The organism is Sphingomonas kyungheensis (genome assembly GCF_037120395.1).
GTDB classification, from domain to species: domain Bacteria; phylum Pseudomonadota; class Alphaproteobacteria; order Sphingomonadales; family Sphingomonadaceae; genus Sphingomonas; species Sphingomonas kyungheensis.
Genome location: NZ_JBBBDM010000003.1, coordinates 534,577 through 557,572 on the forward strand (window position 1 = coordinate 534,577; position 22,996 = coordinate 557,572).

The 22,996-nt window shown below is 68.9% G+C and carries 22 protein-coding genes; 17 read left to right on the forward strand and 5 right to left on the reverse strand.

All coding sequences use genetic code 11. From position 1 onward, the window contains the following. The first annotated feature begins 1 nt into the window (after position 1). The 9 genes from V8201_RS10305 to V8201_RS10345 all read left to right on the forward strand — a co-directional run bounded on the left by V8201_RS10305 (position 2) and on the right by V8201_RS10345 (position 7,580). A complete protein-coding gene (locus V8201_RS10305) occupies positions 2-1,120 on the forward strand; it encodes a hypothetical protein (protein WP_271298938.1) in 1,119 nt (372 codons plus the stop codon). Beyond that, complete coding sequence (gene coaBC / locus V8201_RS10310) at positions 1,117-2,316, forward strand: bifunctional phosphopantothenoylcysteine decarboxylase/phosphopantothenate--cysteine ligase CoaBC (protein ID WP_336545213.1); 1,200 nt, start codon at positions 1,117-1,119, stop codon at positions 2,314-2,316. The genes V8201_RS10305 and coaBC overlap by 4 nt, the downstream gene beginning before the upstream one ends. Before the next feature lie 10 nt (positions 2,317-2,326). Then, a complete protein-coding gene (dut, locus tag V8201_RS10315; RefSeq protein WP_336545214.1) occupies positions 2,327-2,773 on the forward strand; it encodes a dUTP diphosphatase in 447 nt (148 codons plus the stop codon). 14 nt (positions 2,774-2,787) lie between these two features. Further along, entirely contained in the window at positions 2,788-3,165 is a 378-nt protein-coding gene (locus V8201_RS10320) for a hypothetical protein (protein ID WP_336545215.1), read from the forward strand. Then, positions 3,162-3,923 carry a HesA/MoeB/ThiF family protein gene (locus V8201_RS10325; RefSeq protein WP_037534848.1) on the forward strand — a complete coding sequence of 254 codons (762 nt, stop codon included), beginning with the start codon at positions 3,162-3,164 and terminating at the stop codon, positions 3,921-3,923. The genes V8201_RS10320 and V8201_RS10325 overlap by 4 nt, the downstream gene beginning before the upstream one ends. 23 nt (positions 3,924-3,946) lie before the next feature. Continuing rightward, positions 3,947-5,080 (forward strand): non-hydrolyzing UDP-N-acetylglucosamine 2-epimerase, encoded by a 1,134-nt coding sequence (wecB, locus tag V8201_RS10330; protein WP_336545216.1) that lies wholly within the window; start codon positions 3,947-3,949, stop codon positions 5,078-5,080. Next, on the forward strand, positions 5,064-6,362 hold the full coding sequence (wecC, locus tag V8201_RS10335) for a UDP-N-acetyl-D-mannosamine dehydrogenase (protein WP_336545217.1): 1,299 nt from the start codon (positions 5,064-5,066) through the stop codon (positions 6,360-6,362). Before wecB ends, wecC begins: the two co-directional genes overlap by 17 nt. A 77-nt stretch (positions 6,363-6,439) precedes the next feature. After that, positions 6,440-7,210, forward strand: coding sequence for a metallophosphoesterase (locus tag V8201_RS10340; protein ID WP_336545218.1), 771 nt, complete (start codon positions 6,440-6,442; stop codon positions 7,208-7,210). Between the two features lie 124 nt (positions 7,211-7,334). Continuing rightward, the gene (locus V8201_RS10345; RefSeq protein WP_037534852.1) at positions 7,335-7,580 is read left to right on the forward strand and encodes a hypothetical protein; all 246 of its coding nucleotides are present in this window, start codon (positions 7,335-7,337) and stop codon (positions 7,578-7,580) included. A 130-nt stretch (positions 7,581-7,710) separates the two neighbouring features. Here V8201_RS10345 and V8201_RS10350 read toward each other — a convergent pair whose 3' ends face one another. Together V8201_RS10350 and rpsU are read right to left on the reverse strand one after the other, a co-directional pair. Continuing rightward, the gene (locus V8201_RS10350) at positions 7,711-8,310 is read right to left on the reverse strand and encodes an FKBP-type peptidyl-prolyl cis-trans isomerase (RefSeq protein ID WP_037534853.1); all 600 of its coding nucleotides are present in this window, start codon (positions 8,308-8,310) and stop codon (positions 7,711-7,713) included. A gap of 109 nt (positions 8,311-8,419) precedes the next feature. Then, the gene (rpsU, locus tag V8201_RS10355; protein WP_037534854.1) at positions 8,420-8,626 is read right to left on the reverse strand and encodes a 30S ribosomal protein S21; all 207 of its coding nucleotides are present in this window, start codon (positions 8,624-8,626) and stop codon (positions 8,420-8,422) included. A 351-nt stretch (positions 8,627-8,977) separates the two neighbouring features. Here rpsU and V8201_RS10360 point away from each other — a divergent pair, with 351 nt between their 5' ends. The 4 genes from V8201_RS10360 (at position 8,978) to V8201_RS10375 (ending at position 14,426) form a co-directional block, all read left to right on the forward strand. Next, positions 8,978-10,117 carry a fumarylacetoacetate hydrolase family protein gene (locus tag V8201_RS10360; protein ID WP_336545219.1) on the forward strand — a complete coding sequence of 380 codons (1,140 nt, stop codon included), beginning with the start codon at positions 8,978-8,980 and terminating at the stop codon, positions 10,115-10,117. Further along, positions 10,114-10,908: a D-xylose 1-dehydrogenase gene (gene xylB / locus V8201_RS10365; RefSeq protein WP_336545220.1), complete on the forward strand. Its 795-nt coding sequence runs from the start codon at positions 10,114-10,116 to the stop codon at positions 10,906-10,908. Before V8201_RS10360 ends, xylB begins: the two co-directional genes overlap by 4 nt. A 431-nt stretch (positions 10,909-11,339) precedes the next feature. After that, positions 11,340-11,864 (forward strand): class I SAM-dependent methyltransferase, encoded by a 525-nt coding sequence (locus V8201_RS10370; RefSeq protein ID WP_336545221.1) that lies wholly within the window; start codon positions 11,340-11,342, stop codon positions 11,862-11,864. 165 nt (positions 11,865-12,029) lie between these two features. Further along, positions 12,030-14,426, forward strand: coding sequence for a DUF3772 domain-containing protein (locus V8201_RS10375; protein WP_336545222.1), 2,397 nt, complete (start codon positions 12,030-12,032; stop codon positions 14,424-14,426). Between the two features lie 7 nt (positions 14,427-14,433). Here the strand turns inward: V8201_RS10375 and V8201_RS10380 are convergent, their stop codons facing one another. Next, complete coding sequence (locus tag V8201_RS10380; RefSeq protein WP_051583478.1) at positions 14,434-15,042, reverse strand: RNA polymerase sigma factor; 609 nt, start codon at positions 15,040-15,042, stop codon at positions 14,434-14,436. A 95-nt stretch (positions 15,043-15,137) separates the two neighbouring features. Beyond that, complete coding sequence (locus tag V8201_RS10385) at positions 15,138-15,839, reverse strand: TetR/AcrR family transcriptional regulator (protein ID WP_336545223.1); 702 nt, start codon at positions 15,837-15,839, stop codon at positions 15,138-15,140. 132 nt (positions 15,840-15,971) lie between these two features. Here V8201_RS10385 and V8201_RS10390 point away from each other — a divergent pair, with 132 nt between their 5' ends. Further along, positions 15,972-17,357, forward strand: coding sequence for an FAD/NAD(P)-binding protein (locus tag V8201_RS10390; protein WP_336545224.1), 1,386 nt, complete (start codon positions 15,972-15,974; stop codon positions 17,355-17,357). 10 nt (positions 17,358-17,367) lie between these two features. On the opposite strand, the gene V8201_RS10395 is transcribed toward V8201_RS10390, so the two are convergent. Next, the gene (locus V8201_RS10395) at positions 17,368-19,854 is read right to left on the reverse strand and encodes a TonB-dependent receptor plug domain-containing protein (protein WP_336545225.1); all 2,487 of its coding nucleotides are present in this window, start codon (positions 19,852-19,854) and stop codon (positions 17,368-17,370) included. Positions 19,855-20,072: 218 nt separating this feature from the next. Between V8201_RS10395 and V8201_RS10400 the strand changes: the two genes are divergently transcribed. Genes V8201_RS10400 through yghU form a run of 3 tightly spaced genes read left to right on the forward strand, consistent with a single transcriptional unit; the run spans position 20,073 to position 22,870 of the window. After that, positions 20,073-21,293: an alginate export family protein gene (locus V8201_RS10400; RefSeq protein ID WP_373276473.1), complete on the forward strand. Its 1,221-nt coding sequence runs from the start codon at positions 20,073-20,075 to the stop codon at positions 21,291-21,293. Between the two features lie 25 nt (positions 21,294-21,318). After that, positions 21,319-21,948, forward strand: a complete 630-nt coding sequence (locus V8201_RS10405) for a LysE family translocator (protein WP_336545226.1) — start codon at positions 21,319-21,321, stop codon at positions 21,946-21,948. Positions 21,949-22,000: 52 nt separating this feature from the next. Continuing rightward, positions 22,001-22,870, forward strand: a complete 870-nt coding sequence (gene yghU / locus V8201_RS10410; protein ID WP_336545227.1) for a glutathione-dependent disulfide-bond oxidoreductase — start codon at positions 22,001-22,003, stop codon at positions 22,868-22,870. Positions 22,871-22,996 lie beyond the last annotated feature (126 nt).

Consider the following 22,996-nt stretch of genomic DNA (forward strand, 5'->3'; position numbering starts at 1 on the left):
GATGCGGCGCGGCCCCGCCCCGTTATGGCTGGTGCAGCCGTCGCGGTTCGCCGGCCTGTCGCCGCGCAATGCCGCGGCGGCGCTGGCGGCACTGGCGCTGCTGCTGCTCGCGACGTTGCTCGTCTTCGCCGCGCCGACGCCGCCCGCCGCGAGCGGCGATGCCGGGCGGCGCGACGATGATCAGGCCGATGTCGTGCTGTACGAGACGATCGTCGCCAACGTCCGCCATGGCGCCGGCTATTACGACACCGCGACCGAGGCGATGCGCGCCGGCAATTATCCGCTGCGGCCGTTCGTCACCGTGCGCCTGCCGACGCTGGCGATCGTCCAGGCCTCGGTTCCCCATGCGATCGTCGTGCTGCTGCTGTATCTGCTCGCCGCCGCGGTGATGCTCGCCTGGTGGCAGCGGCTTGCCCCCGTCTTTGCGCGACCGCCGCCGCGGGTGATCGCGATGGTGCTGCTTGCCGGCGGATTGATGGCCTTCGTCCAGCGCGAACTGCTCGCCTTTCACGAGATCTGGGCGGGGTTGCTGATCGCTTTGTCGCTCGGCGTGCACCGGCGCGGCCAGTGGCTGCCCGCGGTCGCCTTCGGCCTGTCGGCGGCGGTGATCCGTGAGACCGCGGGACTCTACCTGCTCCTGATGACGGTCGGCGCGCTCGTCGAGGGCGAGCGGCGCGAGGCGGCGGCCTGGGCGGTCGCCGCGGCGATCCTGACGCTGGCGCTGGCGGCGCATGCCCATGCGGTGGCGCAGGTGGTCGGGCCGCTTGATCCGGCGTCGCCGGGCTGGTCGGGGCATCTCGGGTTCGGCTTCTTCGTACGGACGATGACCGTGTCGACCGCGCTGATGATCGCGCCCCTGTGGCTGGCCGCACCGCTGGTCGGACTCGCGTTGTTCGGCTGGGCGGCGTGGCGTGACCGGACGGGACTGCGCGTGCTCGCGGTGCTGCTCGGCTATGCCGTGGTGCTGAGCGTGTTCGGCCGCGTCGATACCTTCTATTGGGGCCTGCTGATCGCGCCGCTGCTGCTCGTCGGCCTCGTCTTCGCGCCCGACGGCCTGCGCGACCTGATCGAGGCGGCGGGCGACCGGCGGCGGATTACGGTGAAGAGGGTGGTGCGATGACGCGTATCCTGCTGATCGTCGGCGGCGGCATTGCCGCCTACAAGGCCTGCGAGCTGATCCGGCTGCTGCGCCGGCAGGGGCATCAGGTGCGCTGCGTGATGACCGAGGGCGCCAGCCACTTCGTCACGCCGATGACGCTCGCCGCACTCAGCGAGGACAAGGTCTACACCAGCCTGTGGGACCTCAAGGACGAGGCCGAGATGGGGCATATCCAGCTCAGCCGGCAGGCCGATCTGATCGTCGTGGCGCCGGCGACCGCCGATCTGCTGGCGCGGATGGCCGGCGGCCTCGCCGACGACCTCGCCACCACCTTGCTGCTCGCCACCGACACGCCGGTGCTGGCGGCGCCGGCGATGAACGTGCGGATGTGGCAGCATCCCGCGACGCTGCGCAACGTCGCGCAGTTGCGCGCCGATGGCGTCACCATCCTCGAACCCGATGCCGGGGCGATGGCCTGCGGCGAGTTCGGCCCCGGCCGCCTGCCCGAACCCGCGGCGATCGCCGCGGCGGTGGCGGCGATGCTCGCCCCGCGCGAACGACCGCTCGCCGGGCGCCACGTGCTGGTCACCGCCGGGCCGACGCACGAGCCGATCGATCCGGTCCGCTATATCGCCAACCGCTCGTCGGGGCGGCAGGGCTTCGCCATCGCCGCAGCGCTCGCCGACCTGGGTGCCGCGGTGACGCTGGTCGCCGGTCCGGTGACGCTCGCCACGCCGCCGGGCGTGCACCGCATCGACGTCGTCACCGCCGCGGAGATGGCGGCGGCGGTGGCGGCGGCGCTGCCCGCCGATGCCGCGGTGATGGTCGCCGCGGTCGCCGACTGGCACGTCGCCGCCGCGCCGCAGAAGGTCAAGAAGGGCGATAAACCGCCCGCGCTGGTGCTCGCCGAAAACCCGGACATCCTCGCGACGCTCGCGCAAGGGCTGCAGCGGCCGCGCCTCGTCGTCGGGTTCGCCGCGGAGACCGAACGCGTCGTCGAACAGGCGACGGCGAAGCGCATCCGCAAGCGGGCCGACTGGATCGTCGCCAACGACGTGTCCGGCGACGTATTCGGCGGCGAGGCCAATACGGTCCACCTCGTCACCGCCGATGGCGTCGAATCATGGGAGCGGCTGCCGAAGGCGGCGGTCGCACGCCGGCTCGCCGACCGGATCGCGGCGGCGCTGGTTCTTGATCCGTTCGACAAGGCGGAGTAGCTCAACCCGGATGAGTCCTGACATCGAGCTTCGCCTGCGCCGCCTGCCCCATGGCGAGGGACTCCCGCCGCCGGTCTATGCGACCGCAGGCGCGGCGGGGCTCGATATCGTTGCCGCGGAAACCCTGACGCTTGCCCCGGGCGCGCGCGCGGCGGTGGCGACCGGATTCGCGGTGGCGATCCCGGAAGGCTATGAGGTGCAGGTTCGGCCGCGGTCCGGCCTCGCGCTCAAGCACGGCATCACCTGCCTCAACACGCCGGGCACGATCGACTGCGATTATCGCGGCGAGATCAAGGTGATCCTCGCCAATCTCGGCGCCGCGCCGGTCGATATCGCGCGCGGCGAGCGGATCGCCCAACTCGTCCCCGCCCCGGTTCAGCGCGCCACGCTGGTCTTGGTCGACGCACTCGACGATACCGCGCGCGGCAGCGGAGGATTTGGATCGACCGACCGATGATTACAGCATGGCTTTTGGCGGCACAACTTGCCGGCGTCTCGGCCCCGCCGATGCCGCCGCAGGACTGGAGCCAGCTCCATCCCCTCCCCTACAGCCGCGATCCCGATGACGGCGGCACTCTGTCGAGCTTCGTCCGCGCCGAGGTCAAGGCCGGCCGCTGCAACGCGGCGACGCTGTCGGCGCAGGGCTATGTGCTCAAGGTCGATCTGGCGGTGCTGGTCGGGCCCGGCGGCACGCCGAAGCGGGTCGTGCCCCGCGCCATCGCCTGTCCTTCGGTTGAGCAATATGCCGCCGGGCTGGTGTCGAGCATGGCGCGCGGCAATGTCACCCCGGGCGATACCGATGCCGACAGCTGGTATCGCACCAGCCTGACCTTCACCTGGCCGGCGTGACGCTGTCCGACGCGGAGCTGACCCGCTACGCCCGTCATATCGTATTGAAGGAGGTCGGCGGCGCCGGGCAGCAGCGCTTCGCCGCCGCGCGGGTGCTGGTGATCGGTGCCGGTGGCATCGGCTCGCCGGCGATTCAGTATCTCGCCGCCGCCGGTATCGGACGCCTGACCATCGTCGACGACGATCACGTCGACCTCTCCAACCTCCAGCGCCAGACGATCTACACCAGCGACGACATCGGCGCCGGCAAGGCCGAGCGTGCGGCAGCGGCGGCGCGGCGGCTCAATCCGCATGTCGCGGCCGTCGCGGAGACCACGCGCGTCGCAGCGGACACGGTCGCGGCGCTGGTCGCGACGGCGGATGTCGTGCTCGACGGCTGCGACAATTTCACCACCCGGCTGCTCGTCGCCGATGCCGCTTATGCGGCACGGGTCCCGCTCGTCTCGGCGGCGATCGGCCAGTTCGATGGCCAGCTCGGCGTGTTCCGCGGTTGGGAAGTGGACAAGCCCTGCTATCGCTGCTTCGTCGGCGCCGATCCCGACCGGCCCGGCGTCAGTTGCGCCGAGGACGGCGTGCTCGGGCCGATGGCGGGGATGATCGGCAGCCTCGCCGCGCTCGAGGTGATGCGCGCGCTGCACCCGTTCGGTGACGACAGCGCTGGCCGGCTGCTGCTCGCCGACACGTTGGGCCTGCGCTTCCGCACGCTGACCCTGCCCAAGGACCCCGGCTGCCCGACCTGCGGCTTAGCCCGAAATTAAGCCCGGTCGGCTAGTCAGCGCCGATGACCCGTGCCCGCCCCAAGATCCTGACCGTGTTCGGCACCCGGCCCGAGGCGATCAAGCTGTTCCCGGTGATCCGCGCGCTCGATGCGACCGGTGAAGTCGAGACGGTGACCTGCGTCACCGCGCAGCATCGCGGCCTGCTCGACCAAGTGCTCGCCATCGCCGGCCTGACGCCCGACATCGACCTCGACCTGATGGAGCCGGGCCAGTCGCTCGACCGGCTGACCGCGCGGCTGCTCACCGGGCTCGGCGAGGTGATGGACGCGGTGCGGCCCGATCGCGTCATTGTCCAGGGCGATACCGCCACCGCGATGGTCGGCGCGCTCGCCGCTTATTACCGCAAGATCCCGGTCGCGCATGTCGAGGCAGGGCTGCGATCGGGCGACATCTACCAGCCGTGGCCGGAGGAGGTGAACCGCCGCATCGTCGCACCGATCGCCGACCTGCATTTCGCCCCGACCGATACCGCCGCGGCGGCGCTGGCACGCGAGACGGTCACCGCGGGGGTGCACGTCACCGGCAATACGGTGATCGACGCGCTGCACTGGACGCGCGAGCGGATCGCCGCCGACCCGGCCCTCGCCGCCACGCTCGACCCGTTGGCGGAGCGGTTCGCCGGCAAGCGGATCATCCTCGTCACCACGCACCGGCGCGAGAATTTCGGCTACGGCATGGCGGCGATCGCACGGGCGATCGCCCGGATCGCGGCGCGTGACGATGTCGCCATCCTCTTCCCGATGCACCCCAATCCCAACGTCGGTGCGGTGATGGACCGCTGGCTCGGCACACCGGACAATGTCGCGCGTATCGCGCCGCTCGACTATCCGCATTTCATCCGCGCGCTCGGCTGGTGCGATCTCGCGCTGACCGATTCGGGCGGCGTGCAGGAGGAAGCCCCGGCGCTCGGCAAGCCGGTGCTGGTGATGCGCGACACCACCGAGCGGCCCGAAGGGGTCGCCGCCGGCACCGCACGGCTGATCGGTACCGATGAAGAGCGCATCGTTTCCGAAGTCTTCACGCTTCTCGACGACATATCGGCCTATGCCGCGATGGCGCGCGCGCATAACCCGTTTGGCGACGGCCACGCCAGCACCCGGATCGCGAGGATCATCGCCGATGCTATCGGACACTGAATTGAACGTCGTCGTGCTCGGCCTCGGCTATATCGGCCTGCCGACCGCGGCGGTGATCGCCCGCACCGGCGCGAAGGTGCTCGGCGTCGACGTCACCGAGTCGGTCGTCGAGACGGTCAATTCGGGGCGCGTCCATATCGAGGAGGTCGATCTCGACGGGCTCGTCTCGGGCGTGGTCGCGCGCGGCGCGCTGCGCGCCTCGACGCAGATCGCGCCGGCGGACGTGTTCGTGATCGCGGTGCCGACGCCCTTCGCCGCGGATCACGCGCCCGACATCACCTATGTGCTGCAAGCCGCGACGACGATCGCCGCGGTGCTCAAGGCGGGGGATACGATCATTCTCGAATCGACCTCGCCGGTCGGCACCACCGAACGCGTCCGCGACCTGCTCGCGCAGCTTCGCCCCGATCTGCGCGTGCCGGGGCGTGCCGGGGAGGCCGCCGACGTCGCCATCGCTTATTGCCCGGAGCGCGTGCTGCCCGGCCGCATCCTCGTCGAGCTGATCGACAACGACCGCGTCATCGGCGGCATCACCCCGCGGTGCGCGCGCAAGGCGCTGACCTTCTACCGCCGCTTCGTCCGCGGCGCCTGCGTCACCACCACCGCGCGGGCGGCGGAGATGACCAAGCTCACCGAAAACGCCTTCCGCGACGTCAACATCGCCTTCGCCAACGAACTCAGCGTGGTCGCGGATACGATGGGCGTCGACGTCTGGGAGGTGATCCGCCTCGCCAACCGCCATCCGCGCGTCAACATCCTCCAGCCCGGTCCGGGCGTCGGCGGCCATTGCATCGCGGTCGATCCCTGGTTCCTCGTCCATGCCGCCCCCGACCATACGCCGCTGATCCGCACCGCCCGGCTGGTTAACGACGGCAAGACCGATCACGTCATCGCCCAGGCGAGCGCGATGATCGAGGCGCGCCCCGATGCGCCGGTCGCCTGCCTCGGCCTCGCCTTCAAGGCGAACATCGACGATTTCCGGGAGAGTCCGGCGCTCAAGGTCGCGCAGGCGTTGGCGCAGCGCTACGGCGAGCGGGTCCGGATCGTCGAACCCTATGCCAGCAGCCTGCCCGCGGCGTTCGACGGCACCGGTGCGACGCTGATCGACATCGACACCGCGATCGAGGCCTGCCCGATCATGATCGTGCTGGTCGATCATGACGTGTTCCGATCGGTGCCGGTCGAGGAGCGCAGCGACAAGCTGGTGCTCGACACCCGCGGCATCTGGCCCGACCAGCCCGCCGCGGCACGGCAGACGGAGTCGCTGCGGCTCGTCGGCTGAGCGTCACGTCGCGTTCAGACGGTTGCAGCCAGACTCGTGCCGTTCTACCTGCCTTGGCTCACGATCGACAGGATTCCATGCTCAAGAAGCTGCTCAAGGTAGGCCGCGCTCCCGTAGCGCCCACCACCGCCATTCCCAATGGCGAGCGCGTCTATGCGATCGGCGACGTGCACGGCTGCGCCGATCTGCTCGACGATCTGCTCGACCGGATCGACGCGGACGATCGCAGCCGCGCCCCGGCGCGGACGACGATGATCTTCCTCGGCGATCTGGTCGATCGCGGCCCCGCCTCGGCGCGTGTGCTGGAACGGCTGCGCACGCTCGCCGCCGAACGGCCGGACACGCACTTCCTGCTCGGCAATCACGAGGAGGTGTTCCTCGAAGCGTTGAAGGGCGAACCCAAGGCGCTGCGCATGTTTTGCCGGATCGGTGGGCGCGAGACGATCCTGAGCTACGGCATCGACGCCGCCGATTACGACCGGATGGATTATGAGGAGCTGCACGTCGCGATGCGCGAACGCATCCCGGCGGACCATCAGGCCTTTCTCGAACAGTTCGAGAATATGGTGACGATCGGCGACTATGCCTTCGTCCATGCCGGGGTGCGCCCCGGCACCGACCTCGCCTCGCAGCGCGGCGCCGACCTGCGCTGGATCCGCAATCCGTTCCTCGACCACGATCGCGCGCTGGAGAAGATGATCGTCCATGGCCATACGATCAGCGACGGTCTCGACGAACAGGTGCATCGCATCGGGGTCGATACCGGGGCCTATGATACCGGGGTGTTGAGCGCGCTGGGGCTGGAGGGCGCCGCGCGCTGGCTGGTGCAGGCGCGGCGCGACGGCTGACATATTGCTCTGTGGCGCGGCGGCAACAGCGTCGCACGAAACCGCGCCGCTGCGGCTTAACGATTGTTGGCGCTCCCATCATCTGTCATGCGCCGAACGGACGAGCTTATTCGGGAGATTTGACATGACCTTCGGCAAGACCATCCTCGCCCTCGCCGCCGCCACCATGGCGGTCGCCCCCGCCGCTGCGGCGTCGGCCAATCCGGCCGCCAGCCTGTCGGTCGCCAAGTCGGTGCGCACCGGTTCGGCGTCGGCGAAGAAGAACGAGCTTGCCGGCGGCGGCATCATCGTCGCGGTGATCGCGGCGGCTGCGGTGATCGCGGGCATCGTCGTGGTTGCGGACAGCAGCGACAATTCGGACAGCAACTAAGCTGATCGTCCGCTCCGGCGGAAAGGATGGCGGCCCCGACCGGGGCCGCTATTTTTTTGTCCGGCGCAGATCGACGCGAGCGGAAAAGACGCCGGCGGCGGACGATCCGCCGCCGGCGTGAGCGGATCGATCAGCGACCGCCGGGAGCGCCCTGCGGCATCGCGCCGGGAGGCATCGCACCGCGCGGCAGGCCACCGGGCATGCCGCCCTGCTGCGCCTGGGCCTGTGCCTGCATCTGGCGGACCACCGCCTCCGGCAGGAAGTCGATCAGCTCGATATCGAAGACCAAAGTCGAATTGGCCGGGATCGGCCCCTTGGCCTCCGCGCCATAGCCGAGCGACGGCTTGATCCAGACGCGATACTTCGACCCCTTGGGCATCAGCTTCAGCGCCTCGGAAAAGCCGGGGACGACGCCGGCGACCGGCATCGGCGTCGGCTGCTGCGACTTGTCGAAGGTGGTGCCGTTGAGCAGCTTGCCTTCATAGTTGATGAGCGCGACATCGCTGTCGGTCGGCTTGGCGGCACCGGGCGCGCCGGGCTGGATCACCTGATATTGCAAGCCGGAGGCGGTGGTCACCACGTCGCTGCGGCGCGCGTTCCGCGCGAGGAAATCGTCGCCCTGCCGGGCCAGCAGGAAGGCGGCGAGGATCGCGACCGCGATGCCTACCCAGAGGTAGATGAGATAGGTGCGCTTGACGGGGCGCAGCGGGACGGCGGTGACAGTCGACATCGTTGGGGCACCTGAGGGTTATGGTGCCGGGCCGGCCGTCACCGGTTGAGGTTCACGTCGCGCCCCGCGGCTGCGCCCGACCGGCGCGGCCACGGGGCGCGGGCAGTACTTAGCGCGCGCCGTCCTTCTCGGCGCGCTTGCGCTCGAGCTTGCGCGAACGGCGGACCGCCGCGGCACGCTCGCGCGCGCGCTTTTCCGACGGCTTTTCGAAGTGACGACGCAGCTTCATCTCGCGATACACGCCCTCGCGCTGCAACTTCTTCTTGAGCACACGAAGAGCCTGGTCGACGTTGTTGTCGCGGACGACGATCTGCATGGAACTGAAACACCTCGGTCAATAGCAATAGCGGCGGCAGACGATGGTCCGCGCCGTTCGAACGCCGCCCCTACCAGCGAGGGGGCAAAATGGCAACCCGCGCGACCGATCGCGGCCCCCGGCCGCTGCGATCCGGGGCGCCCCGTCTACAAATGGTATGCGGTTTCGGCTTGCGGCGGCGAAGTCGGCAGGTAATGGTAGCGATAACGAGCTGGGAGGATGGAGGGCAACAGCCACGGGCGCGCGGCACCTTGCCCGCCCGCCGCGGTGATGCCAATCCCGTCGCGGCCAGCCCCACCGCCGCGCCGGCCGCTCCGACGGTCGACGCGACCGATCCGGAGACAGATGCTTATGCCGATCCCCTTCGACCCCGCCGATGCGCTCGGCAGCGACTGGCGCAGCGCGCGCTGGATCGGCCGTATCGACTTCGGCGCCGGTCCCAGCCCGGTGCTGATCGTCGACGGCATCGTGCATGACATGGCACGCGTCGCCCCGACCGTCGCCGACCTCGTCGCCGGCGGTCGCTTCGACGCGGCGCAGGGCGAGGCGGTTGGCGCCCTCGACGCGATCGGCCTGTCCGTCGACGGTTTGCCGCGGCTGCTCAGCCCGATCGATCTGCAATGCGTCAAGGCGGCGGGCGTGACCTTCGCGGTCTCGGCGATGGAGCGCGTCATCGAAGAACGCGCGCGCGGCGATGCCGGCGCGGCGGCCGAGGTGCGCAGCCGGCTCGAAGGCCGGATCGGCGGCAGCATGCGCGCGGTCGTCCCCGGCTCGCCCGAAGCGGCGGCGCTCAAGCAGGCGTTGATCGATGAAGGCCTGTGGTCGCAATATCTCGAGGTCGCGATCGGCCCCGACGCCGAGATCTTTACCAAGGCGCCGGTGCTGGCGACGGTCGGCTGGGGCGCGGACGTCGGCATCCGCTCGGACTCGACTTGGAACAATCCCGAGCCCGAGGTCGTGCTGCTCGCCGGCCCCGACGGCAAGGCGGTGGGCGCGACGCTCGGCAACGACGTCAACCTGCGCGATTTCGAGGGGCGTTCGGCGCTGCTGCTCGGCAAGGCCAAGGACAATAACGCCTCCTGTTCGCTCGGCGCCTTCGTCCGCCTGTTCGATGCCGATTATACGATGGACGACGTGCGCGAGGCGGAGATCACGCTGCGCATCGAGGGTACCGACGGCTATACGCTCGACGGCGCAAGCTCGATGAACCAGATCAGCCGCGATCCCGAGGAGCTGCTCCGCCAGGCGCTGAGCGAGCATCATTATCCCGATGGCCTCGTCCTGTTCCTCGGCACGCTGTTCGCGCCGACGCAGGATCGCGACGTCGCCGGTCAGGGCTTCACCCACAAGGTCGGCGACACGGTGGCGATCGCGACGCCGCGGCTCGGCCGGCTGATCAACACCGTCAGCACCTCCAAGGCGGCACCGGCGTGGCGCTTCGGCATATCGGCGCTGATCCGCAACCTCGCCGGCCGCGGCCTGCTCGCATGACCCTTACGACGGAGACGACCTTGACGACCACCGACGCGCGTGCGGTTTACCCATCCCTGCGCGGCAAGCGCGTGATCATCAGCGGCGGCGGATCGGGCATCGGTGCCGGACTGGTCGAGGCGTTCGTGCGGCAGGGCGCGCGCGTCGCCTTCGTCGACGTGGCGGTGGCGGACAGCGAGGCGCTGGTGGCGCGGCTCGGCGACGCCGCTTATCCGCCGCTGTTCCGCCGCCTCGACCTCACCGACCTGTCCGCGCTGGCGACGGTGTTCGCCGAGTTGCAGGACGAGCTCGGCGGTGTCGACGTGCTGGTCAACAACGCGGCCAACGACGATCGCCATACCGTCGCGGACGTGACGCCGGCCTATTGGGACGAGCGGATGAACGTCAACCTGCGCCATCAGTTCTTCGCGGCGCAGGCGGTGATCCCGGCGATGAAGGCCGCCGGCGGCGGATCGATCATCAACTTCGGCTCGATCAGCTGGCATCTCGGGCTCGAAGACCTCGTCCTCTACCAGACCGCCAAGGCGGCGATCGAAGGCCTGACCCGCAGCCTCGCCCGCGACCTCGGCCGCGACAATATCCGCGTCAACGCGGTGGTGCCCGGCAACGTCAAGACGCCCCGCCAGGAGAAATGGTACACGCCCGAGGGCGAGGCGGAGATCGTCGCCGCGCAATGCCTCGACGGCCGGATCGAGCCGGCGGACATCGCGGCACTGGTGCTGTTCCTCGCCTCGGACGACGCGAGGATGTGCACGGCGCACAATTACTGGATGGACGCCGGCTGGCGGTGAACCGTTCAAAGGTGAGGGCGGACGGGCACCGCCTCACCCAACAGATAAGCACCCCGAATGCGCCTCCGGCTACCATACCGGCGGATTGTGCAATTTGATTCGATTACGCGATAGCGTTCCTGATCGCCCTATAATGCAGCAGAGCGTGGTCGCTCCAAATTGTAACCCGGCCATCTTGGTGGCCGTTGACGGGCGACCGCGTTTCTTGCCTGCCAATTAGGCGTGGATGACGGAACAGCATAATGACAGATCAAATTAGTCGGGATGACCTAAACAACTATATAGAACAGCTTGAGCGAAGACTGGGCGAGGCGGTACATGCTTCCATCACATGCTCGCAAACGGCGATATCAGCTTATTACGCGTGCACAAAGCAGCTTCCTATCCTGCAATACTATGGAAATTCGCCACCGACTCTCCCAGAAGCCGTCATGGAGAAGGCTCAGCTACTGCCGAATCGGGAAGCCATCATCGCTCGGCTGCCAAAAGGCGGCCGCGGACTGGAGATCGGTACGCAACGGGGGAATTTCGCCAAACATATGCTCCAGGTTGCCGAGCCTGAACAACTTCATCTCGTCGATATAACTTACGATCTTTTCGACAAGCCGTGGTTCGACAACTACATTTCATCGTCTCAAGTAATCCTCCATGAAGGCGTATCGTGGTCTATCGTCAACGATTTTGAACAAGATAGCTTTGATTGGATCTACATTGATGCCGGTCATGACTACGAGAGCGTAACCAAGGATATCGTTGCATCTTGGGACAAAGTAAAACCGGGGGGCTATCTCATATTCAACGACTTTACATCATGGTCGCCTTTGGAAATGATCCCGTACGGCGTGATGCAGGCGGTATGCGAGTTTCAACTTGGACACGTTGAAGATTTTTCAATCGCTTGGTTCGCATTCCATCCGCAGGGGTATCACGACATAGCCCTTCGTCGCGAGAAGTAGACACTCGTAAACGGCAATCGAGAGGCGGGATAGCTCGCCGATCGCATCTGCGGGGGCTGGACTTGGGTGGTTGGCCGGGCCGGGCACGGATCGGAGCCCTGCGCTGTTCGATCCCTCGCTTTGTCGCTCATCTCTCCGTAGACGGACGATCGAACGGAGGGCGTGATGACGGCATTGGCGCGGCGGTGGTGGATCGGTTTGCTGGCGTTGGTAATGCTGGCGCTCGCCCTCCCCGCCGCCGCCCAGACTTCGCCGGTCGATGCCGCGACGAAGCAGCTCGCCGCCGCCGAGGCGGCGCTCGATGCGGTCGACAAGGCGCTCGACACCAAGGTCGATCGCGAGACGCGCGGCAAGTTGCGCGACCAGGCGCTCGGTGCGCAGAGCGATGCGCGCGACGCGGCCGAACAGCTCCGCGACCAGCTCGCGCTGATCGACGCGCGTATCGCCGGGCTCGGGCCGCCGGTCGCCGGCGTCGTCGAGGCTCCCGACATCCGCGCCGAACGTCGTTTGCTCGCGCAGGCGCGCAGTTCGCTCGATTCGAAGGTCAAGCGCGGTCAGCTCGTCACCGTCGAGGCGGGACAGCTCGTCACCGAGATCGACGAGACGCAGGCGGAAGAGATCAACCAGCGCATCGCCGCGCGGACGCCCTCGCCGCTTTCGCCGCATTTCTGGAGCGACATCGTCTCGGCGCTGCCCCGTGACGGACGGCGCGTGTCGAGCTTCGTCGGGCGCGGCTGGTCGCAGGTGCAGATTGGCCTGCGCGGCGGTTTCCCGATCGGCGCGCTGCTCGGCGGCCTCGCGGCGCTCGCGCTGCTGCTGCCGGTGCGGCAGGCGTTGCGGCGGCTCGGCCAGCGCTATCTGGTGGCCGATGCGCCGGGGCATCGCGTCCGCCGCTCCGCCAATGCCCTGTGGCGGGTGTTCGTCGGCACGGTGATGCCGATGGGGGCCGCCTTCCTGTTCGTCCAGGGGCTGCGCTGGTCGTCGCTGCTCGCGCCGTCGTGGAACGGGCTCGCCGACGCGCTCGTCGCCGCCGCCGGGTTCAGCGGCCTGATCGCCGCGGTCGGTGCAGCGTTCCTGATGGCGCGGCAGCCGTCCTGGCGGGTGGTGGCGCTGACCGACGCGACGGCGGCGGCGCTGCGTCCGGTCGCCTGGGGCTGCGCGGCGCTGACCTTCTTCGTCATCCTCGTCAATGCGTTCAACACCGCGGCCGGGGTGAGCCCGACCGCGCTGGTGACGACGCAGGTGATCGAGATCATCCTCCACCTCATACTGATCGCCGGCACGCTGATCGTCATCGGCCGGCTGCGCGCCGCCGAGGCGGCCGACGGCGAGAGCGCGGCGGAAGCGGCGGCGAGCGCGGGGGTCGGCGCGATTACGCTGGCGCTGTGGCTGGTCGTCGCCGGCGCCGCCATCGCCTTGCTGATCGGCTATATCGGGCTGGCGATCGTCACCGTGCAGGCGGTGCTGTGGGCGACATTGCTCGCGGTCAGCACCTATCTGCTGATGGTGGTGATCGACGATGTCGCCACCAGTCTGTTCCAGCGGGACAGCCGCATTGGGCTGACGCTGCGCCACGGCATGGGGATCGGCGGCAGCGCGGTCGATCAGTTCGGCGTGCTGCTGTCGGCGGTGCTGCGGCTCGCCGTGATCGTCGTCGCGCTCGGGCTGCTGCTCTACCCGTTCGGCGCGGGGTTCGGGTCGCTGCTCGACCGGGTCGGCGGGCTGGCGCGCGGCGTCACCGTCGGCGGCATCGCCATATCGCCGGGGACGATCCTGAAATTCGTCGCGGTACTCGCGCTGGGCCTGTTCCTGGTGCGCCAGTTCACCGCCTGGCTCGACCAGCGCTATCTGCCGAGCACCGATCTCGACATGAGCGTGCGCAACTCGATCCGGCTGGTCGCGCGCTATCTGGCGATCGCGCTCGCCGTTGTCTGGGCGCTCGCCTCGCTCGGTATCGGCATGGAGCGGATCGCGCTGCTGCTCTCGGCGCTGTCGGTCGGTATCGGCTTCGGCCTGCAGGCGATCACCTCCAATTTCGTGTCGGGCCTGATCCTGCTGGCCGAGCGGCCGATCAAGATCGGCGACCTGATCCGGGTCGGCACCGACGAGGGTGACGTCAAGCGGATCAGCGTGCGCTCGACCGAGATCGAACTCGCCGATCATTCGACGCTGATCGTCCCCAATTCGGAGCTCATCACCAAGTCGGTGCTCAACAAGACGCTCGCCGGGCCGATGGGGCGGATCCAGATCCACTTCTCGGTGCCGATCGCCACCGACGCCGATCGGGTCCGCACGATCGTGCTGGAGACGTTCGCGATCGAGCCGATGGTGCTCGATACGCCGGGCCCGGTGGCGCTGGTCGACGGCATCGCCGACGGGCGGATCGTCTTCAACTGCCTCGCCCATGTCTCCAGCCCGCGCAGCACCGGCGAGGCGCGCAGCAACGTCTTGCTGACGCTGCTGCGACGGATGCGGGAGGAAGGCATCGACCTCGGCACGGTGCCGCAGCGGGTCGAATGGGTGACGATGCCGCCGCCATTCGGCGACGGCGCCAACGCCTAGCGCCGGATCAGCCGATCAGGCCGGTGCCGGCCTGTTTCCATTGCTGATAGGCATGACCCGCCGACGCCGCCACGACCGGCGTGGGGAGCGACGCGACCGGCATGCTGCCGCCGAGCCGGTCGATCACCGCGGCGCGGGCGCGGAAGACGCGGCTGCGCACCGTGCCCATCGGCACGCCGAGCCGCAGCGCCGCCTCTTCATACGACAGCCCCTCCTGTGCGACGAGGACCAGCGCCTCGGCCTGCCCCGGCGTGATGCTGTCGAGCGCCGCATCGAGATCGGCGAGCATCACGCCCGATTCCTGATCCGCCGGCGTGACCAGCCGGTCGTCGTCGACCGCCGGATTCCACGATACGCTGCGACCGGCGCGGCGACGACCGCTGAGGAACAGGTTGCGCAGGATACGGAACAGCCAGGCGCGGAAGTTGGTGCCCGGCTGGAAGCGGCTGCGCGCCGCCCAGGCGCGGACCATCGTCTCCTGCACCAGATCGTCACCGTCGCCCTGATCGCGGCTGAGCTGCCGCGCATAGCGGCGCAGCGCGGGAAGCACCGCGTCGATCGCCGCGACAAAGCCGCGTTCGGTCGACACGTCTGGCAGCAGGGCGGCGGTGGTCATGCGGAACTCTCGACACGGGACGCGCGCACAATGAGTGACGCGGGGCGCTGCCCTTAGGCTGCGATCCTGAACGATTACAATACCGCCCGGTTCCTTTATTTTATTGCAGCGCAGCAATCCGGCGGCAGAGCGTAGAGACGCAGGAACACGTCGAAGCGGGCGGAGAACGCCCGGTCCTCGCACATCCCGGCGAGCGCCGTGTCGGGCGCGACGCAATAGCGCATGCGGTTGACCGGCCCGGCGAGCAGATCGAACAGCATATTGGCCATCACCTCGACATCGCCGGGTGCGAGCCGCGCCTGCGCCTGGGCGGTGGCGATCGCGGTCTTCATCGGCTCCATCAGCATGACGTGCCATTGCTGACGGCGGCGGGCGAAGGCGACATCGGTGAGCGAGGCATGATCGATGAAGATCGCAAGACCGACATTCTCGGGCTTGCGCATCATATCGAACATATGGCGGGCGAAGGCGCGCAGGCTTTCGATCGGATCAGCAGCGGCGCTGGCGGTATCGCGCGCGAAGGCGTGGAGCTGGTCCATCTTGCGCCGGATCGCCGCGTCGATCAGCGCATCCTTGCTCGGGAAGCGGCGATAGATCGTCTGCTTGGTGACGCCGATATCCTGCGCCAGCGCGTCGATCGACAGCGTCGCATAGCGGGCGTCGCGCATCGCATCGATCGTGCCGTCGAGGATCAAGGCCTCGATCGCCAGCGCTTCCTCACGGCTCGGCCGACCGGCGCGCCGCTGCACCGTCGCCGCGCCGCTGTCGCGGCCCTGGTCGTCGATGGTCACCGTCATCCGTCCCTGCCCTGCTCCGTCGTGCTGCATCCGTCTCTGTCGCACCATGGCCACCGGCCCCGCGCATGTCCACCGCCGGCCCGTTGCCGCGACGCCGCCGAGCGCCTACGGGCGGCGGACAGGAGACCGGCGGTGACGACAAGCGAGACGTGGAGCGACGAAGTGCAGGGCGATCATGTCGCGATCGTCGGCGGCGGATTTTCGGGCAGCCTGCTCGCGATCAACCTGATGCGGCACGACGGGCCGCGCGCGACGCTGATCGAGCGCCGCCCGACCCAGATGGCGCGCGGCGTCGCCTATAGCGCCGCGCATCAGGATCACCTGCTCAACGTCCGCGCCGGCAATATGAGCGCCCTCCCCGACGATCCGGACCATTTCGTCCGCTGGCTGGAGGGCAAGGCGCTCGGCGATGCGCGCACCTTCGTGTCGCGGCGCATCTACGGCGCGTATCTTCGTGAGATGCTCGATGCCGCGGTCGCCGCGTATCCGAAGCGACTGACGCTGATCGAGGGGGAAGCCGTCGGACTGGCGCGGGACGATGGCGGCGTGACGGTGCGCCTCGACGACGGCCGCGATGTCGCCGCCGATGTCGCGGTGCTGGCGATCGGCAATCTGCCGCCGCATACGCCGCCCGGGCTCGATCCCGCCGCACTGCCGCCGGGCTGCTACCGCGCCGACCCCTGGGCCGGCGATATCAGCGAGGGGCTGGCGGCGGAGGACAGCGTGCTGCTGATCGGCACCGGGCTGACCGCGATCGATGCGGCGTTGTTGCTCGATGCGGCCGGCTTCACCGGGCAGATCGTCGCCATGTCGCGCCGCGGGCTGGTGCCGCGTGCGCATGCCGATACGCCGGCGCAACCGGGCCTACGCGAACGCCCCGCGGGCGGGCTCGCGCAGCAGGTCGCGCAGCTCCGCACCCGCGCCGCCGCGATCGGCTGGCGCGCCGCGGTCGACGCGTTGCGACCGATGACGCAGATCATGTGGGGCGCGGCGGATGCGGCGACGCGCCGCCGCTTCCTGCGGCACCTCCGCCCCTATTGGGACGTGCATCGCCATCGCCTCGCCCCCTCGGTCGCCGCAAAGATCGCGGCGTTGCGCGACTCGGGGCGGCTGCACTTCGTCGCCGGCAAATCGGTGGCAGCGGCGACCGACGGCGATCACGCCCTCTTCCACTGGCGACCGCGCGGCAGCGACGCGGTGACGACGACGCGCGTCGCGCGGATCGTCAACTGCACCGGCCCCCAGGGCGATCTGCTTCGCTCGGACGAGCCGCTGCTGCGCGACCTGCTGCGCCAGCGGCTGATCCGGCCCGATCCACTGCGCATCGGCCTCGACGTCGATGCCCAGTCGCAGGTGATCGACGCCGACGGCCGGGCCGATCCGCGCGTGTTCTGCATCGGGCCGATGACCCGCGGTGGCCTGTGGGAGGTCGTCGCCGTCCCCGACATCCGTCAGCAGAACTGGACGCTGGCCCGCCGCCTCGCCCATGCGCAATGGGTCGGCGGCGAGGGCCTCTAACCCGCGCGCCTCACCAGTTGAGGCCGACGCGGGCGTAGAGATAGCGGCCGTTGAAGCCGAACGGCGAATAGGACGGGAAGCCGAGCACGCCGGTCGTGTTGTTCGCCGCGATCGTTTGGTCGGGATAGACGTCGAACAGGTTGCTGACGCCGAGCCCGATCTGCGCGCCCTTGGGAGCGGCATAGCGCAGTTCGAGGTCGGTGATCGCATGCTTGCCGGTGTGGACGTCGGCGGTGCCGCTGGCGAGCGTGCCGGGCTGGTTGACGTCGCCGTAATAGGTCACGCGGGCGAGCGCGCCGAGCCGGTCGAGCGACCAGTCGATCTGCCCCGTCACCTTCTCGCCCGGCGTCCCCTGTTCGAGGGTCAGGATGCGGCTGCGCGCGAACAGGGTCGGTGCCGGATCGAGCGTCGCGGTCGAGGTCGGCACGCGGGTGACGTCGATCGTGTTGACGTTGCCGGCGAGCGTGAAGTCGAAGGCGCCGGCGCCGTCGGTGGCGAGCCGGTAATGCGCGACCGCGTCGATGCCCTGCGTGGTCGAGGCGAGGCCGTTGAGGAAGAAGCGCGCTGCCGAGACGTTGTACGGTGCAAGCAGTGCCGCGACCTGGGTGCTGGCGGTCGCCTGGATATTCTCCGACAGGCCGATCTGGTCACGGATCTTGATGAGATAGCCGTCGACCGTCAGGTCGAAGCCGCCTGCGCGGATCACCGTGCCGACCGAGAAGTTGGTCGACTTCTCCGGCTGCAGCGGCAGGCCGCCGAGGGCGCTGCCGACGGAACTGACCGAGGGGAAGGTGCCGGTGAGGATCGGCACGCCGTTGGTCACCACCGACGCGGTCTGGGTGAAATATTGCTGCTGGAGCGACGGCGCGCGGAAGCCGGTCGAGGCGGTGCCGCGCAGCGCGAACCAGCGCGTCAGGTCATAGCGGAGCGAGGCCTTGCCGTTCACCGTCGAACCGAAGTCCGAATAATCCTCGAACCGACCGGCGAGGCCGACCAGCAGCTTGTCGGTGACCTGCGCTTCGAGGTCGAGATAGGCGCTGCCGTTGCGGCGGCTGCGCTTGGTCTCGTTGTCCGGCGAGAAGCCGCCGAAGCCCTGCGCGCCGGGCGCCGCCGACGCCAGAGCACCGGTGACGGTGCCCGCCGCCGGATAGCCGTAGGACGCAAGCTCGCCGGCGACGATCCGATAGCCCTCGCGCCGTCCTTCGAGCCCGAAGGCGACGTTCAGCGACTGGAAGACGTCGAACTGGCGGCTGACGTCGAGCCCGGCGACATATTGGTCGTAGATCGTCGCGCCGTCGTAGAAGCTGCGCGGCGTTGCCGAGCCATACGCATAATTGGCGGAGTTGAGCGTGCGATAGTCGATCTTGTTGCGGCCGTAGCTCAGCGACAGGTCGACCGTGAAACCGGACACGTCACCCTTCAGCCCGACCGCCGAGTTGATGTCGCGCGACTTGGTGTTGATGATCGGCAGGAAGCCGTCGGCATAGCCGGCAAGCGCGAGCTGGGCGCGGGTGGCGGCGGCGGCGGCCGTCTGCGCCGCGGGGCTGATGCGCGGGAAGGCGGCGCTGCGGCTGTCGCGATCCTGATAGCCGCCGAACGCATAGAGTTTGAGATTGTCGGTGAGCGAGGTGCCGGCATTGACGAAGCCGGTATATTGCTCGACCTCGGGATCGCCATAGCGGCCGGTCACGCGATTGGGCGCGACGCGCAGGTCGATATCGGCGCGGTTGGTCGGCTGGCGCTTGGTATATTCGCCCGACACGGTGATGAAGCCGTCGTCGCCGAAGCCGATCCCCTGCCAGCCGCTCGCGGTGACGGCATGTTCGCCCTTCACGTTACGCCGGTTGTTGGCGGTGTCGATCTGCGTGTCGTAGAAGCCGTAGGTGACCGACGCGCCGCCGCCGCTGCGTGCCTCGCGCAGGCGCAGGTTGACGACGCCGGCGATCGCGTCGGAGCCATATTGCGCCGAGGCGCCGTCGCGCAGCACTTCGATCCGGTCGAGCGCGGCGGTCGGCACCGTGTTGAGATCGACCGCCGCCGAACCGCGGCCGATGCTGCCGTTGGTGTTGACCAGCGATGAGGCATGGCCGCGGATGCCGTTGATCAGCACCAGCGTCTGGTCGGGTGACAGGCCGCGCAGCGTCGCCGGGCGGATCGCGTCGGTGCCGTCGGTCGCCGACGGCCGCGGGAAATCGATCGACGGCGCGACGGCGGCGAGCGCGCTGGCGAGTTCGGTCGTGCCCTGCCGCTGCAGCGTCGCGCCACTCAGCACGTCGACCGGCGCGGCGCTGTCGAGGCGGCTGCGGCCGGCGGTGCGCGTACCGGTGACGACGATATCGTCGCTTTCGTTCGGCTGAGCCGCGGCATCGGCGACCGGCGCGGCCTGCGCGGCCTGATCGATCGCGGGCGGCTGCTCCTGACCGGCCGGCGCCGGCGCAGCCTGGGCGGCGAGCGCGGCGGAGCTTGCCGCGAGCAATAGTTCGCTGATGATCGTCACAAACAACCCCTTGGACTGGTGCGCTATTACGCGTGCAGCGCAGCATAGACCGGTCGGGCTGAGTTTGCGGGCGAAGAAAATCTATATCGCGGCGGAGCCCGTGCCGCGGCGCCCATCGCGATCGCCGCCCGGGCCATCTTTTGTAACATCGCCGCTCTGGCCGCGCACGCCCTCGCGACGCTAGGGGCGGCGGACGAGCAGATAGGGGAACTAAGGCGTTGAGACGCATCACTTTAACCTGCGCGCTGCCGGTGCTGGCGGGGATCGCGATGCCGGCGGCGGCACAGACGCTGACGCCGCTGGTCGAGGCGCGGCTGCGCGAAGAGCATGTCGTGCAGGACGGCCTGCCCGACAGCTCCGATGCGGTGACCGCGCGGATCCGCGCCGGCGTGCAGGCGAAGCGCGGCGCCTGGACCGCGCTGGCCGAGGCGCAGGGCAATCTCGCGATCGTCGGCGATTATTATGACGGGTTGCACGGATCGGCGACGCAGCGTCCGCAGATCGGCGATCCGCAGAACATCGCGCTCTACCGCGCCCAGCTGCAATATCGCAGCGATCCGTTGACCGTGACCGCGGGACGCCAGCGGTTGCAGATCGACGACGAGCGTTTCGTCGGTGCCGCCGGCTTCCGCAACAACGGCCAGACGTTCGACGCCGTGCGCGCCGAGCTCAGACCGCTGCGCGGCGTCAAGGCGGACCTGACCTATGCGTGGAGCGTCCGCACGATCTGGGGGATCGACGGCGCCGGTGCGCGGCAGCAGGCGGTCGCCGGCGACAACGTCTTCGCGACGCTGGGCGTCGCGACGCCGGTCGGCACGCTGACCGGCTTCGGCTATCTCGTCGATCAGGACGAGCGGCTCGTCCAGGGCTATCGCCTGTCGAGCCAGACCTATGGCGCGCGCCTCGTCGGCTCGCGCCGCATCGGCGGCACGACGCTCGCCTGGAGCGCCAGCCACGCGCGGCAATCCGACTATCACCGCAACCCCAACGCCTATGCCGCCGATTACTGGCTCGCCGACGTCGCGCTCGATCTCGCCGGGCCGAAGCTCGGCGGCGGCTACGAGGTGCTCGGCGCCGGACGCGGACGCAGCCGCGGCGCGGCGCTGGCGAGCTTCCAGACGCCGGTCGCCTCGGTGTTCAAGTTCCAGGGCTGGGCGGACAAGTTCACCACCACCCCGGCCGACGGAGTCTGCGACGCTTATGGCAGCGCCGGCTGGAGCTGGCCCCGGCTGGCCGGCCTGCGCGCAGTCAGCGTGCAGGCGATCTACCACCGTTTCGACAGCGACCGGCTGAGCCGCCATTACGGCAATGAGATCGACCTGCTCGCTCAGGCGACGATCGGCCATACCGTCGCCGGCCTGCGCTATGCCGACTATCGCGCCGACCGTTTCGCTGTCGATACGCGCAAGCTATGGCTCCAGCTCGACTGGGCGCTATAGGCGTCGGCCCCGGAGGGAGCGGCGCATGACCTTGCATCATTGGTGGCTGTTCGTCGGCGCGGTGTTCCTGCTGTGCGGGACGCCGGGCCCGAACATGCTGCATATCCTGTCGCGCAGCGTCGAGCTCGGCGCCCGGCGCAGCGTCGCGGCGATGGCGGGGTGCCTGACCGCCCTCGTGCTGGTGCTCGCCGCCTCCGCCGCGGGCCTCACCACGCTGCTGCTGGCGGTGCCCGGCGCGTTCACGCTGCTGCGCTATGCCGGCGTCGCCTATCTGCTCTACCTCGGCTGGCGGGCGTGGCGGGCGGAGGTCGCACCGATCGACGTCGGCGCGGCGCAATTGCCCCGCACCGTCTCGCTCGCGGCGCTGTTCCGCGGCGGCTTCGCGATCGGCATCAGCAACCCCAAGCTGATCCTGTTCGCCGCGGCCTTCCTGCCGCAGTTCGTCACCCGCGTCGCGCCGCAGGCGCCGCAGTTCGCGATCCTCGTCGTCACCTTCGCCGCGCTCGAATGCTTCTGGTACGGCGTCTATGCGCTCGGCGGGCGCTCGCTCGCCGCGCATCTCGCCGCGCCGCGGGTCAAGCGGGCGTTCAACCGCGTCACCGCGGTGATCTTCGTCGGCTTCGGCCTCGCGCTGCTCCGCTCGCATCCGGCGTGACGCTTTGCGAACCGCTCCACCGCTTCCTATCAAGGGAGCAAAGGAGATCACGATGAGCGACGACGCATCCGCCAATCAGCCCGCCGGCTATGTCCCGCCCCAGGTGTGGACGTGGGAGCCCGGCAACGGTGGTCAATTCGCCAGCATCAACCGCCCGATATCCGGCGCGACGCACGAGCGCGCGCTGCCGGTCGGCAAGCATCCGCTCCAGCTCTATTCGCTAGCGACGCCGAACGGCCAGAAGGTGACGATCCTGCTCGAAGAGCTGCTCGCCGCCGGCCACAGCGGCGCCGAATATGACGCCTGGCTGATCGAGATCGCCAAGGGCGACCAGTTCGGCAGCGGCTTCGTCGCGCTCAATCCCAATTCGAAGATCCCGGCGCTGCTCGATCGCTCGGTCGATCCGGCGATCCCGCTGTTCGAGAGCGGCTCGATCCTCTTCTACCTCGCCGAGAAGTTCGACGCCTTCCTGCCGCGCGACGCACAGGCGCGGGCGCAGACGATGAACTGGCTGATGTGGCAGATGGGATCGGCACCGTTCCTCGGCGGCGGCTTCGGCCATTTCTACGCCTATGCGCCGTTCCGCATCCAATATGCGATCGACCGCTATGCGATGGAAACCAAGCGCCAGCTCCACGTGCTCGACACGCACCTCGCCGAGCGACGCTACATGGTCGGCGACACCTACACGATCGCCGACATGGCGATCTTCCCCTGGTACGGCGGCCTGTTCGACGACATCTATTCGGCGCGCACCTTCCTGTCGCTCGACGATTACCCCAACCTGCGCCGCTGGCATGCGGAGCTCAGCGCGCGCGACGCGGTGCGGCGCGGACGAATCGTCAACAAGGTGAACGGCGATCCCGCCGCCACCTTGCGCGAACGGCATGACGCGAGCGACTTCGACGCGATCCGTTATTGAACGGTGACCGGCGGCGCGGGTGAAGATCCTGCGCCGCCCGACTTTTTCCGCGTGATTGCGCGGAAATGTCACAAACAATGACCAAAGAGCCCCTGCACGCCGCAACGGCGGCACCGATCAGACGAT